This is a genomic window from Oceanirhabdus seepicola, from assembly GCF_023684385.1.
GTDB lineage: Bacteria > Bacillota > Clostridia > Clostridiales > Clostridiaceae > Oceanirhabdus > Oceanirhabdus seepicola.
Genome location: NZ_JAGSOJ010000005.1, coordinates 122,080 through 134,945 on the forward strand (window position 1 = coordinate 122,080; position 12,866 = coordinate 134,945).

Below are 12,866 nucleotides of genomic sequence, written 5' to 3' on the forward strand. Positions count from 1 at the left end.
AAAATTTTACTTTCCTATAATGATTATAAACTCTTTTATATCTCTTCTATAATTTTTTCAACCCATTTACATAGATTTACTGATGCTTTCTTAGCCGTCTCTACAACTCTATCATGTGAATGTTTTACCTTTTGAATTCCTGTTGCCATATTAGTTATACATGATATTCCCAACACTTCGATTCCTAAATAGTTTGCTGCAATTGTTTCTGGAACTGTTGACATACCCACTGCATCAGCACCTTGACCACCAATTGATCTAATCTCTGCAGCTGTTTCATAATATGGTCCCATGAAACCAGCATATATTCCTTTTTCATATTCTACGTCTATTTGGTTAGCTATCTTTTCTGCTTTACTTATTAAAGAAAGACTATATGGCTCTGACATATCTGGGAAACGTACCCCGAATCTCTCATCATTAACTCCAATAAGAGGGTTATCTCCAAAAAGATTTATAAAGTCAGTAATAATCATCAATGTTCCTGGTTTGAACTCAGTATTTATCCCTCCACAAGCATTAGTAACAATCATTTTTTCTATTCCTAACTGTTTCATAACAAATACAGGATAAGCAACCTCTTTCATTGTGTATCCTTCATAATAATGGAATCTTCCTTGCATTGCCATTATTTCTACACCATTAATTTTTCCAAAAACTAATCTACCTTTATGTCCTTTAACTGTAGATTGTGGGAAATTCGGTATATCTTTATATTCTATATATTCCTTATCTTCAATTACATCAACAAGGTCTCCTAATCCTGACCCAAGTATAACCCCTATCTTTGGTTGCATTGTTGCATTTTCCTTTATATACTTTGCTGATTCACATACTTTTTCAAACATTCTTTCCATGAATATTCCTCCTCTAGTAACCGGTTTCAAAAACCATAGATTACTTCTTTATTTTAATAAACGCTCACTTTTTCTGCGTATTATATCATATCCCAAAACATATCTCTCATTGTCTTTGCTCTTTAATTCGATTTTATTAAGAATCATTTCAGCAGCTTTCTCACCTGACTTTTTATAATCAAAATTTACAGTTGTTAAATTTGGTTCTATTATTGATGATATCTCCATGTTATCTATTCCAACGACAGAGACTTCTTCTGGTATTTTTATATTTTTTTCTTTCAAATAGTTCATAGCACCTATAGCTAATCTATCTGTGGCAGCAACTACTGCTGTTGGCAACTCCTTATTTCTTTCAATTATATGCTTCATTGATTCATATCCAGATAAAATTGATAAGCTACCTATTTGTATATACTCATTTTGAATGGCTATTTGGGATGATTTCATAGCTTCTGTATATCCTATTCTTCTTAACTTTCCAATAGATTCTCTTCTATCATCTAAGCCTATATACGCAATTTTCTTATGTCCATTGTGAATCAATAATTCTGTAATATCTTTAACAGCATTAAAGTCATCATACAATACACTAGATACTTGAAGATTTTCATTTTCTTGACCTATTACAACCACAGGAACATTTATACTCTCTATTGTTTCTATATGCCCTTCAGTAATGTCTACTGGGAAAATTATAATACCATCTACTTGTTTCCTATTAAATATTTTAATATACTCAACTTCCTTTTCAATACTTCCATTTGAATTTGCAAGCAATACATTGTATCCCTTACTATCCAATATATCAGTTATGCCTTCTGTTATGCTTGAAAATGTGTCTATCCCTATATTGGGTAATACTATTCCAATCATATTTGTCTTATTAGTTGCAAGTTCTTGAGCTAGCAAGTTAGGTTTATAGCCTGTTTCTATTAAAACCTTTTCTACTTTTGCTTTTAATTCACTACTCACATTTTGAGAATTATTTATAACTCTAGATACGGTAGCTTTTGATACTCCTGCAAGTTTTGCAATATCACTCATCTTCATAATTAAATCACCATCACCCTTTGTAACCGGTTTCTAACTTATCTTTATTATATCCTTTCCTTATGAATTTATCAAATCTAAATTTTCTCAATTCTTTGAATTAGCTAGGGGACAGTTCTCAAGTTTTTCTCGTTATACAATTTATAATTACAGCTATATTTCCTGAGAACTGTCCCCTAAATTCTTTAAGATAAAAAGATTATGAGAAAATGATTTTTCTTATGATCTCAATATTCATATGCCAATTAATCCTCTAAATTCATTCTAATTTGTTCCTTTATCAATCTCAACTTTAATAAATCATTATTAATATCAAACCTATTGTTCTTAATATATATCAATTCTGAGAATAACTGCATCCCCAAATCACTGTTAAATTTTCCGTTATCAATATAAAAATCAATAATAAATATAAGATTCTTTATTTCTTCTGTAACATCATTACTTGGTTGTCCTTTTAAAACTCTTTCAATCCATTTCTTGGTTCTTCTATCTCTCTCATCATTCTCAGATTCCATGAATTCATCAATTTTTTTCATTACCCTTTTATCTAAATTAATATCCAGAGCCTTAATATTCTCTTTTAAATGTTCAATTTTCGTAGGTCCTGTCAAGGCTTTCCAAACCCCTTCTTTATTAATGACCCATGAAATAACTAACTGTGCAATAGAACAACCTTGTTCCATTGCTAACTTTTTCATATACTCAATCAATTTAGATATTCTATTCATTCTTTCTTTGTTAAACAAGGAATCTATAGATCGTATATCATAATCTTGAAACATTGTATTTTTATCTATTGCTCCTGTCAACAAACCTCTAGCCGTTATACTAAATGGAATAATCTTCACTTCTCTTATCATTGAATATAACCGACTATTACTGCTTTCCTTAACCCTTCTTAGAAAGTTATAATTTTGACTGTTTATAATATTCATCTCCATCAAAATTGAAAATACATTTCCCTTTTTCAAGTACTCACCTATCTCTTCATTACTGACATGTCCTATACCATATGCTCTTACATAACCTTTTCTCTTTAAATTCTCCAATCATTCTATAGTTTCTTCAATATTACTTTCTTTACTACCATAATGAATATGAAAAATATCAATATAATCGGTATTCAGTCGTCTTAATGCACCACCTAAAATTTCCTCACTATCACCATATGTGCTAGCTGTATCAAAATACCTTATCCCCATATCATAAGCATTATTTAGTAGATTTATTTTTTCCTTCTTAATTAATTCCTTTCCATAAGCACCACTTAGTCCATAGCATCCATAACCTAATTTTAATCCCTTATCAAAGCTTTCCACGCTTCCCCCTACCCCTTTGAAATTATTTCAATCTTTTTTTCAATAGCTTTTAACTCCCCCTTGGCAATCTGTATATCTGCTTCTAATTGCCTAATATGATCATATTTATAAGCTATCATATTTTTCAACAGCTCCAAATCTTCATCTTTTATTACTCCATTATATATATCCCTATCAACTCGCTCATCAACCTCAAGCATCTCTTTTATTACACTTAATGTGAACATAAGCTTTTTCAATTGAAGAATACTCTTTAATTTTTTACATTCACTTATAGAGTACTCTCTTTTACCCCCAATTCTATCAGGCTTTAACATTTTTAGCTTTTCATAATACCTTAAGGTATCCTTTGATATACAATACTTTTCACTAACTTCACTAATCCTCATGAAAATCCCCCTAAAATTACTTTACTCTTACTAAAAGTATATCGGTTGGAGTTTACTCCATGTCAATAATAAATAATAATCTTAAAATTTATAAACTTTGCTGCAAAACCAATACTACTCTTTTTGCAGAACGCAAAAGAACCTACAAAATATATATAGGTTCCTTTACTGTGATTTTTATTATTATGTTTCAATTAATTTTGATACTTCCACTTCCATTATTCGATTATTGTTTAGATTTTTGACCATTGCAGTTTTCTTATCAAAATTTAATTCATTGATCCATACATCATTATTATTGTATTTCACATCTAATACACCTTTTGAATTAAAAATTTCCTGTGCTCTTTTCATTAACATGTAAATCACCCCAAATATTATGGATTAAATAAATTAATATTTATATACTAATTAAAACTTCAACATTTAATTATTAAAACTACGTTTTCTAATCCGTTAGAACAATTAAGTATTTTAAAAGTTCAAATAGTACTGATTTAGTTTAACCATTCTGGTAGTTTCAATTCTTTATTTTAATATTTAGTAGTGGAGTCATGATAATGAATTATTTAGCCTTAAACACACCTTTTGTTTCCTTCAAACTGTCAGCAATATCTTTTAAATCTATTATACTTGCTCTAATATCTCCAAATGATTTTCAGACATAATGATTTCATTTCCCATTAAATTGATTTTCTTTTATATTCTTCAAAAACATAATTTATTATTCATAGAATTTAACTATATGGAGGGGATAATTATGAAAAAACAGTATATTTATGATTGCTTTATTATTACTAGTGGGGGTGTAGTATAATCAATTAAAGATTATACTCATAATATGTTGTTATTTATCTGCTGAATATAGTTTTACAAAGTTCTTCGGTACATTATTTTCAAGTTCTTTCATTGCTTTTAGTTTTATATCTGAATTATTTTTATCGTTATTGTCATTATAATAGCAATAAGCAAAATAATGTCCCATATACTGATTTCTAAAATCTTTATCCTGTATTAATAATTGTGTATCTGTGATAGTCAATTTAGAATAATTTTTGTTTATATAGTAGGATTGAATAAAATTAAAAATTGCTATTTCTACTTTTGCATCATACCCATTACGTTTTATTCTTAGCCATCTACCACCATCAGTATAAAAACACCCAGCTCTCACAGGTATTAAAGTAGCTACCGATATGCTTATAGCCACGACCCCTAACATCAGTACAAAAAAATAAGGTTTAAACACAAATAAACATAACATTGTTATTCCAAACACCAGTGAGGATAACGGTCCTCCTATTAATACCTTTGCAAATTTCTTGAAATTATCTTTATTATCATTAACAGGTACAGTGGCAGTGCAACCACCCCACATAGCCTTATTTTTCTCAAGATAAAAAATAATTTTACCATTATCATCCCGCTTTAACCCAAATGGCCCTAACACAAATAGCTCGAAACGAAATCCTGATAGTATCCCAACAATGATATGACCCAATTCATGTATAGTAACAACTATAAAATAGCACAGTAGTGACTGCATAATATATAGTATTATTTTCATATATCTATCCTCCTCTAAAATTATCTTGTTTCTAAAAATCAACATTTCTTTTCAACCATAGCACAATGAATCATTTATATTTTGTTCTTCTTAAATTTCATAAACAATGCACATATGATGTACATAACTGTTAGCCCTATACAAAATTCAATAACTATTGATAATATAAAATGTACAAGTTGATTCACGCCAACTGTCTTAAGCATACGCTGTGCCAATAGAAGTACTATAGTAAATATAAGTATCCATCCCGCCCCTTTCAATATATCCTTTATCCCTCTATTATTACGTTCTTCTTTTGTAACCTTATCTGAATAGATCGGTAATGTTCCTGTTTTTGCAGAAAAGAAATGAAATGAATCTCCAATAGAGCACACATAATTCCATCCAGCAGCTTTAAAAACCTCTAGATATTCTGTTTTATCTTCTTCGTTAATTCTCACACTATCAAGGTTATAAATCAAATCTTGACTTTCACCTTTTTTAAATTTATAACCAAGTCCTTTAAATTTGTAAAAAATCCACCCTTTAGCTGCCATACTACTTAACATTTTCATCTCTCGCTCTTCAGCAAACCCTAATCCCATAGAAAATTTAAATTTCTTTCTACTATGATTCATTTTCACTTCTCCCTTCTAATAGATTTAACACAGCCTTTCCATGTTCAGCCATCGTAATTCTTCGTTTAATCTCTTTTAAAAGAACCTCTCTCCCTTTGTTCGTAATATTGTATACTTTTCTTCGATCATTATCATTATCTATAAGCTTTATCATTTGTGCCCCTTGCATCTTCTTCAATATTGTATATAAAGACGCTGGACCTATCTTCACCTCTCCAGTAGTCATCTCTTCTATATTATGCATTATGCTATAACCATGATTTTCCTCAACTAAAGTGAGCAAAATATAATATGATGAATCCGTTAACTGCTCTTCATCAAAAGAACTCTTTCTAGCCATGTTCATTCCTCCATACTATATCATTAAATACTATATCATTTAACGATATAGCATTTAATGATATAGTAACATGCTTTCCAGTTATTGTGAACCTTTATTTGATTGTTTTTCCATAATATTATATAATGTTAATGAATAATAATACGATCAAAGGTGGGATGATATCCGGCAAATTTAGTGTTATTAAAATCGTATAACATGAATAAGCATGGAAGTGTAACAAAGTCATATTAATAATTAAATTAGGAAACAATTTGATACGATTTTTTGTGTGATAATAAATCAAATTATTACATAAAAATTGCTTATTAAGATTGCCTAAATTTATTAAATGATTTTGATTACTCATAATTCCATTGCACCTTATTTGGAAACAAGCTTTTACGAGCTACAGAGTAATCTGTAGCTCTTTTTTTATTCTAAAAAATTGTGTTATTATTCAAAATTCAATTATAAGGAGATTTTAAAATGAAAGAACATAATATAAACAATAATATTGATTTAATAAAACTGATTAATGACATCTCAACTAAACCTAAGCTATATACACCAAGCGATGATAAGTTTTGGGATGATGATTACATATCTACTCAAATGCTGACAGCTCATCTTAATCCAAATATTGATGCTGCAAGTCGAAATTTCAGAACAATAGATAGAATTACAAACCATCTAATCACTTATTTCAATATTAATGAAAACATCAATTTACTAGATATAGGGTGTGGTCCAGGTTTGTACTGCGAAAAGTTTGCACAATCTGGAGCAAATGTTACAGGAATAGATTTATCTAAAACTTCAATTACCCACGCTATAAACTCTGCTAAAGAAAATTGTTTACACATTAAATATATTAATGATAGTTACTTAGAAATGAATTCTCATGAAGATTTTGATATTATTACACTGATTTATTATGACTTTGGCTCTCACTATAAAAATAATCAGGAATTGATAATTAAAAACGTATATAATGCATTAAAGCCTAACGGTTACTTTGTTTTTGATGTATTAACAATAAACTTTAAAAATAAAAGGAATATACAAAACAATTGGAATTCTTTTAATGGAGGCTTTTGGAACAAATCATCTCATACAGTTTTAAGTAAAACTTTCTACTATGAAGATGAAACAACTTTCTTAGATCAATATACTGTTATTACTAAAGATGACACTAAAACTTATAGAATCTATGAAAAATTGTTCACTTTAAATGAACTTGAAGAAATGTTGAATAAATATGGATTGAAGATTGTAGAGAAGTGGGCTGACTTAGATGGTACTCCATATGATGAAAACTCAACTTCTTTAGGTTTAGTTGTTCAGAAACTCTAATTTATATATTTACCTTAAAATCAAAAGTTATAAATTTGAAAGGAGTTATATTATGATAAATGAATTATTAAAAAAACGTTGTAGTGTGAGGAATTTTAGTTCAAGAAGAGTTCCTACAGAAATTATAGATTATATACTTGAGGCTGGAAGACTCTCCCCTTCAGGAGGAAATGAACAACCATGGAAATTCGGTGTAATCAAAGATAAATCACTAATTAAAAGCATCTCAAAAATTTGTTATAATCAAAAATGGATTGAATCTTCAAACTTTCTTATTGTATTATGTGCAACAATTGTGGATGAAGAGTCAGGTGGATTATTTATTCAACACTCACGTTGTCCAGAACTAAAAGAAACTATTTCTACCCTTCCAAAAGATTTATATTCAAAAATAAATCTAGAAGAACACCAAACAAAAATCCCAGGTTCTAATATGGTACTAGCAGCTTTGGAAAAAGGAATATACTCAACTTGGATATCATATTTCAATGTTGAGGATCTCAAAACCTTACTAAAACTACCTATTAACTGCTATCCTTCTGAGATATTAGCATTTGGCTATCCTGATGGTGAAATTAAAATATCTTCAAAAAAGTCTTTGGATGAGATAGTGTTTTATGATAGTTATTCTTTATAATAAATGATTATATAATAGTAACCTTACAGTTAATATACTTCAAGCCATTATATTAAAATTAAAACCCAGAAACCAAAGGATTAACCTCTTTGGTTTCTAGGTTATATATCATTCTAAGTATTCATTATTTTATATCTATTCTATATACCTTGGATTATTCAATCACTAACTCAACAGGACAGTGATCTGATCCTAATATTTCAGTGTGTATATCTGCACTAACAAGTCTGTTTTTTAAAGATTCAGATGTACAGAAATAATCTATACGCCACCCTGCATTATTAGCTCTAGCGTTTCGCATGTATGACCACCAAGAATACATCCCTTCTTTATCTGGATTAAAGAATCGATAAGTATCAATAAATCCTTCACTTAAGAATATTGACATCTTTTCTCTTTCTTCATCTGTAAAACCAGCATTTTTTCTATTTGTCTTAGGATTTTTAAGGTCTATTTCTTTATGAGCTACATTTAAATCTCCACACATTATAACAGGCTTAACCTTATCTAATTGTTTAAGATATGCTCTAAAATCATCTTCCCATAACATTCTATTATCCAATCTCTCTAATCCACGCTTTGAATTTGGAGTATATACCGTTACAAAGTAAAAATCCTCAAACTCTAAGGTTATGACTCTTCCTTCTTGATCATGTTCTTCAATATCAATTCCATAAGTAACACTTATAGGCTCTTTTTTAGTAAATATAGCTGTTCCTGAATACCCTTTCTTAACAGCATAATTCCAATATTGATAATACCCTTCAAGCTCTAAATCAATCTGTCCCTCTTGTAATTTACTCTCCTGAATACAAAAAATATCAGCATCTATTTCATTAAAGAAATCTAGAAACCCTTTTTTTACACAGGCTCTTATCCCATTCACATTCCATGAAATTAATTTCATCTCTTTCTCTCCTCTCAAATATCATCTATGAATAATAAATTATCAATTCTAAAATTAAAATAATAACATTCTAGTAATTAATATTAATTTTCTCTTAATATAGATTATACCATAGAACAAAAATAAGGGACAGTTCTCAATAATTTATTAAGAAAACTTATGTTTTCTTAATAAACTTGAGAACTGTCCCCCATATATTCTATAATATATGCGTTGCTATAATCCTATCGAGCTTTCTTATATCTATACCTTTTTTCAAATTCAACTTAAAATTTCCTGCCCTAGTCCACAATTGAAGTTCTGCATTAAAGTCTAAGACTTTTCCTGCATTCTCACTTGAATACATAACTATAGACTTGAACGGAAGAGAATACACTTCAACTTTCTTACCTGTAATCCCTTGCTTGTCCGCAACAATTATCCTCTTATTTGTTACCGCAGCTACGTCTCTAATTGTTTTGTATGCTACTTCTACCTCTTCCCCTTCAATTAATATATCCTTTATTTCATTAGGTATGCTTGTCTCTGCTATAAAAGTCCAATTCATAATTTCATTAAGATTTGCCAATGTAATTCATCCCCTTTATTTGTAATTATATACCATTTTAACATTATGTATTAATTTTATAAACAGTTTTTTATTATTATATAGGTATAAAATAGTTATAATTGTTTTTCACTCTTTATTTGTAATTAAATGAATGCTAATATTTAGACTGATATAATTCCATAGAAGGGAGAGTAATTGCATGAAATATATAATGACTGATAATCCAAAAGAACAAGATCTTAATGTAATTATAAATAATTTAATAGAATACAATCTTTCTCAGATAGAGCTAAAAGAAGTTAAACCACTAGCAATTTTTGTTAATGATGAAGCTGGAAATAACATAGGAGGGATTTCAGCAGAAACTCATGGTAATTGGTTAGAGATATCATTATTATGGGTTGATGAAAATTTAAGAGGTCAGAAAATCGGTTCTAAATTATTAATAGATGCTGAATCAGAAGCCATAAAAAGAGGTTGTAAATATTCATTTCTTGATACTTTTAGTTTTCAAGCTAGGGACTTTTATGTAAAGTTAGGATACAAAGAAGTTTTCACATTAGAAGAATATCCTCTAACCAGTAAACGTCATTATTTTGTAAAGCAATTGACAGAGAATGAGTAACTCACTAATCGATTAAAATATTTATGGGTATAATCAGGAATATATTCCCACCTTATACCCATATCATTTATTTCAACATTACATTAAAACATAGTCTAAAATTTTAATAAATTTAAACATCCCTCAATACCAACTGTCTTTATTAACAATGGTAACCTTGGCCCACTATCGCTATTTAACACTAACTTATATACAATGCTAAATAGACTTTTTTGATTTGCTTTCTTTATTTTTTTATCATCATCATGACACACATCATACAAATCTTTCATCAGTGATGTATTATCCTGATTTTCACTATTTTCAATTACATCACATAATCCATTAAGCCAGTCTTTTTCTTTATCACTTAAACTATCATAGTATTCCTTGTCTTTTACTACTCTTATACTTATTGCTTTCTCTTGATTCCACTCATTAATCCAATGATATATTCTATCACTCAAAATCTTAATCTTATCAATCGAATATGATTCCCCAGCCTTGTTTAATACATGTTGAAGTGTATTTATATCAAAGTTAACTAGTGGGAATATACCTGCCATCTGCCCGAACTTTGGAAGATTACTATTTTCTGCGCCTAAATAAGATAACTCCAATGAATATTTAATATCCTCATCGCTGAGACGACCCATCTCATTAGCATTACTATATCTCTCAAACTCTGAATAGTTTCTTAATACATCATCATCTAGTCCAATATTAAATGCTGCATTAGGCATATATTTTGAAAACATGAATAGTATTATCTCTGGTGTATATATTTTAAGAAGTTCTCCTGGAGTAATTATATTTCCAGCTGAACTAGACATCTTTCCATTTGCCCCTTTAATTCCTATAAACGCATAAGCTGCATATTCTGGTGCTTGATGATTAAATATTTCTCTACAAATAACTTTTGATACATTATAACTACCTGTTTCAGCTGAGTGATCGGCACCCCCGGGCTCGAAAATAACATCCTCACCCATCCATCTCATAGGCCAATCAATCTTCCAATTCAATTTAATATTATCTGCCTCTAAAACCTTTACACAACCTGAATTTCCACACTTACATCCATATTGAATTTCACCTGTTGACTCCTCAAAACTCTCAATTGTTGTATTATCCTTCCTACAACTTTCGCAATAAAGGGTTATTGGATAAAATGAATTTTTCTCTTCTTCAGTAGGTTGCTGTGTTTTAAATCTCATAAGAATATCATATATTTTTTTTCTCTCCTTAAGAGCATAAAGTATATTTTCATTATATCTTCCTGATTTATATTCTTTACTCTGATAAATAAACTCCACATCTATACCAAATACTCGTAAGGCTTCTTCAAATTCTGATTCAAAATGCTCAGCGTAAGAACCGTGACACCCATATGGATCTGGTATCTCTGAATATGGCATCCCTATATACTTCTCATATGAACTATCAATATTCTTAGGGACTTTTCTAAATCTATCAAAATCATCCCACGAGAAAATAAACCTTGTCTTCTTTCCTAATTTTTGTAACGCCCTAACCACAAAATAAGTTGTTATTATTTCTCTAAAATTTCCTATATGAACAGAACCAGATGGGCTGATTCCAGATGCACATACAAACACTTCTTTCTCTGGATATTTCCTTATTAAATCTTCTGCTATTCTCTGTGCCCAATGCATAATAATATCACTCCTTCAATCTAATGTTAAAAATTTATATTAATTCTCCTATTTTTGAACAAATAAAAAACTCTCACCCCCAAGACATTAGTCTTGAGGACGAGAGTTATTAACTTCGCGGTACCACCTCAGTTTGTTAATATGTCACCATATTAACCTTTTCAAGTACGACAACGGTTTACTTTTACCTTTCCAACGAACAAAATCAGCAACTATTCGTTCAAGACTAAACCTTGCTTATACCCAATCTCTTTAACGTGAGAACCCGTCGCACCACCCCCGCAACCAAGCTTAATTCACCATAGTAACGGTTCAATACGAGACTCCAAGACCTTATTCATTAAGCCACCAATTTCTCCTTCTCAGCTACCGGAGTTCTCTGTAGAATCGCTCTTCTTAATTACTTCTTCTCTTCACAGTCTATAATAAATATTTTCCAAGTTTTTGAATTTAATGTTTTAATACATTATATTTTATTAAATCATATTTGTCAATCATTTTTTAAATTTCTATATCTCTAAACTCTATCTCAGTACCCTCTGGTGCCTTAACCTTAAACAAATAGCTTCCTTCCACTTTGTATAACTCTTCACTATTCTTAATCTTAAAGTCATTATATCCTAAGCTCTTGATTCTTTTGAATTCTGCCTCAACGTCCTTAACCATAAAACACATATGTACTATACCTGCATTCTTGTTACTCCATTCATTAAGCTTATCACCATTCTTTGGGGTTTGTAACTCAATCATAAAATCTTCTAACTTAATCCATGTGTTGTATGCCCTTCCATGAAATCCAGCAGTTTCATTAACTATTTCGAATCCCATTATCTCTGTATAAAACCTAAGTGATTCTTCATACCTCTCTGTTTGAATACAAACATGATGAATAGATCTCTTAATCATAATTTCCTCCAATATGTATATACGGCATATTCAAATACCTAATCTTTATATTCTATATTAAGGCATATTCAAATAAATAGCTAGTCAGTATGCTAATCTATTT

The 12,866-nt window shown here is 29.7% G+C and carries 16 protein-coding genes; 3 read left to right on the forward strand and 13 right to left on the reverse strand.

Annotation, left to right across the window (positions count from 1 at the left end; genetic code table 11):
* Positions 1 to 35: 35 nt before the first annotated feature.
* The 9 genes from KDK92_RS20605 to KDK92_RS20645 form a co-directional block, all read right to left on the reverse strand.
* Positions 36 to 848, reverse strand: coding sequence for a purine-nucleoside phosphorylase (locus tag KDK92_RS20605; protein ID WP_250861520.1), 813 nt, complete (start codon positions 846 to 848; stop codon positions 36 to 38).
* Positions 849 to 905: 57 nt separating this feature from the next.
* The gene (locus KDK92_RS20610) at positions 906 to 1,910 is read right to left on the reverse strand and encodes a LacI family DNA-binding transcriptional regulator (RefSeq protein ID WP_250861299.1); all 1,005 of its coding nucleotides are present in this window, start codon (positions 1,908 to 1,910) and stop codon (positions 906 to 908) included.
* 245 nt (positions 1,911 to 2,155) lie between these two features.
* Positions 2,156 to 2,962: an aldo/keto reductase gene (locus KDK92_RS20615; RefSeq protein WP_250861300.1), complete on the reverse strand. Its 807-nt coding sequence runs from the start codon at positions 2,960 to 2,962 to the stop codon at positions 2,156 to 2,158.
* Positions 2,963 to 3,232: an aldo/keto reductase gene (locus KDK92_RS20620; RefSeq protein WP_250861301.1), complete on the reverse strand. Its 270-nt coding sequence runs from the start codon at positions 3,230 to 3,232 to the stop codon at positions 2,963 to 2,965. It lies immediately after the preceding gene.
* 8 nt (positions 3,233 to 3,240) lie between these two features.
* Positions 3,241 to 3,621 carry a MerR family transcriptional regulator gene (locus KDK92_RS20625; protein ID WP_250861302.1) on the reverse strand — a complete coding sequence of 127 codons (381 nt, stop codon included), beginning with the start codon at positions 3,619 to 3,621 and terminating at the stop codon, positions 3,241 to 3,243.
* A 183-nt stretch (positions 3,622 to 3,804) separates the two neighbouring features.
* The gene (locus KDK92_RS20630) at positions 3,805 to 3,981 is read right to left on the reverse strand and encodes an H-type small acid-soluble spore protein (protein ID WP_250861303.1); all 177 of its coding nucleotides are present in this window, start codon (positions 3,979 to 3,981) and stop codon (positions 3,805 to 3,807) included.
* Positions 3,982 to 4,468: 487 nt separating this feature from the next.
* Positions 4,469 to 5,188 (reverse strand): M50 family metallopeptidase, encoded by a 720-nt coding sequence (locus tag KDK92_RS20635; protein WP_250861304.1) that lies wholly within the window; start codon positions 5,186 to 5,188, stop codon positions 4,469 to 4,471.
* A 74-nt stretch (positions 5,189 to 5,262) separates the two neighbouring features.
* On the reverse strand, positions 5,263 to 5,808 hold the full coding sequence (locus KDK92_RS20640) for a DUF2812 domain-containing protein (RefSeq protein WP_250861305.1): 546 nt from the start codon (positions 5,806 to 5,808) through the stop codon (positions 5,263 to 5,265).
* Positions 5,798 to 6,148: a PadR family transcriptional regulator gene (locus KDK92_RS20645; RefSeq protein ID WP_250861306.1), complete on the reverse strand. Its 351-nt coding sequence runs from the start codon at positions 6,146 to 6,148 to the stop codon at positions 5,798 to 5,800. Before KDK92_RS20645 ends, KDK92_RS20640 begins: the two co-directional genes overlap by 11 nt.
* Positions 6,149 to 6,616: 468 nt before the next feature.
* Between KDK92_RS20645 and KDK92_RS20650 the strand changes: the two genes are divergently transcribed.
* Both KDK92_RS20650 and KDK92_RS20655 read left to right on the forward strand, forming a co-directional pair.
* Positions 6,617 to 7,483, forward strand: a complete 867-nt coding sequence (locus tag KDK92_RS20650; RefSeq protein ID WP_250861307.1) for a class I SAM-dependent methyltransferase — start codon at positions 6,617 to 6,619, stop codon at positions 7,481 to 7,483.
* Between the two features lie 52 nt (positions 7,484 to 7,535).
* Positions 7,536 to 8,120 carry a nitroreductase family protein gene (locus tag KDK92_RS20655; RefSeq protein ID WP_250861308.1) on the forward strand — a complete coding sequence of 195 codons (585 nt, stop codon included), beginning with the start codon at positions 7,536 to 7,538 and terminating at the stop codon, positions 8,118 to 8,120.
* Positions 8,121 to 8,274: 154 nt separating this feature from the next.
* On the opposite strand, the gene KDK92_RS20660 is transcribed toward KDK92_RS20655, so the two are convergent.
* Together KDK92_RS20660 and KDK92_RS20665 are read right to left on the reverse strand one after the other, a co-directional pair.
* Positions 8,275 to 9,027, reverse strand: a complete 753-nt coding sequence (locus KDK92_RS20660; protein ID WP_250861309.1) for an exodeoxyribonuclease III — start codon at positions 9,025 to 9,027, stop codon at positions 8,275 to 8,277.
* 199 nt (positions 9,028 to 9,226) lie between these two features.
* Positions 9,227 to 9,595, reverse strand: a complete 369-nt coding sequence (locus KDK92_RS20665) for a PH domain-containing protein (protein ID WP_250861310.1) — start codon at positions 9,593 to 9,595, stop codon at positions 9,227 to 9,229.
* Positions 9,596 to 9,776: 181 nt separating this feature from the next.
* Between KDK92_RS20665 and KDK92_RS20670 the strand changes: the two genes are divergently transcribed.
* Positions 9,777 to 10,202, forward strand: coding sequence for a GNAT family N-acetyltransferase (locus tag KDK92_RS20670; RefSeq protein ID WP_250861311.1), 426 nt, complete (start codon positions 9,777 to 9,779; stop codon positions 10,200 to 10,202).
* Between the two features lie 95 nt (positions 10,203 to 10,297).
* On the opposite strand, the gene lysS is transcribed toward KDK92_RS20670, so the two are convergent.
* Together lysS and KDK92_RS20680 are read right to left on the reverse strand one after the other, a co-directional pair.
* On the reverse strand, positions 10,298 to 11,857 hold the full coding sequence (gene lysS, locus KDK92_RS20675; protein WP_250861312.1) for a lysine--tRNA ligase: 1,560 nt from the start codon (positions 11,855 to 11,857) through the stop codon (positions 10,298 to 10,300).
* Between the two features lie 501 nt (positions 11,858 to 12,358).
* Positions 12,359 to 12,763: a VOC family protein gene (locus KDK92_RS20680; RefSeq protein ID WP_250861313.1), complete on the reverse strand. Its 405-nt coding sequence runs from the start codon at positions 12,761 to 12,763 to the stop codon at positions 12,359 to 12,361.
* Positions 12,764 to 12,866: the final 103 nt, after the last annotated feature.

What these genes read in the sequence shown, in the direction of transcription:
- KDK92_RS20650 (WP_250861307.1), top strand. Translation starts at nt 6,617, where the DNA reads ATGAAAGAACATAATATAAACAATAATATTGATTTAATAAAACTGATT.
- KDK92_RS20640 (WP_250861305.1), bottom strand. Translation starts at nt 5,808, where the DNA reads ATGAATCATAGTAGAAAGAAATTTAAATTTTCTATGGGATTAGGGTTT.
- KDK92_RS20610 (WP_250861299.1), bottom strand. Translation starts at nt 1,910, where the DNA reads ATGAAGATGAGTGATATTGCAAAACTTGCAGGAGTATCAAAAGCTACC.
- KDK92_RS20630 (WP_250861303.1), bottom strand. Translation starts at nt 3,981, where the DNA reads ATGTTAATGAAAAGAGCACAGGAAATTTTTAATTCAAAAGGTGTATTA.
- KDK92_RS20625 (WP_250861302.1), bottom strand. Translation starts at nt 3,621, where the DNA reads ATGAGGATTAGTGAAGTTAGTGAAAAGTATTGTATATCAAAGGATACC.
- KDK92_RS20655 (WP_250861308.1), top strand. Translation starts at nt 7,536, where the DNA reads ATGATAAATGAATTATTAAAAAAACGTTGTAGTGTGAGGAATTTTAGT.
- KDK92_RS20645 (WP_250861306.1), bottom strand. Translation starts at nt 6,148, where the DNA reads ATGGCTAGAAAGAGTTCTTTTGATGAAGAGCAGTTAACGGATTCATCA.
- KDK92_RS20660 (WP_250861309.1), bottom strand. Translation starts at nt 9,027, where the DNA reads ATGAAATTAATTTCATGGAATGTGAATGGGATAAGAGCCTGTGTAAAA.
- lysS (WP_250861312.1), bottom strand. Translation starts at nt 11,857, where the DNA reads ATGCATTGGGCACAGAGAATAGCAGAAGATTTAATAAGGAAATATCCA.
- KDK92_RS20680 (WP_250861313.1), bottom strand. Translation starts at nt 12,763, where the DNA reads ATGATTAAGAGATCTATTCATCATGTTTGTATTCAAACAGAGAGGTAT.
- KDK92_RS20635 (WP_250861304.1), bottom strand. Translation starts at nt 5,188, where the DNA reads ATGAAAATAATACTATATATTATGCAGTCACTACTGTGCTATTTTATA.
- KDK92_RS20670 (WP_250861311.1), top strand. Translation starts at nt 9,777, where the DNA reads ATGAAATATATAATGACTGATAATCCAAAAGAACAAGATCTTAATGTA.
- KDK92_RS20605 (WP_250861520.1), bottom strand. Translation starts at nt 848, where the DNA reads ATGTTTGAAAAAGTATGTGAATCAGCAAAGTATATAAAGGAAAATGCA.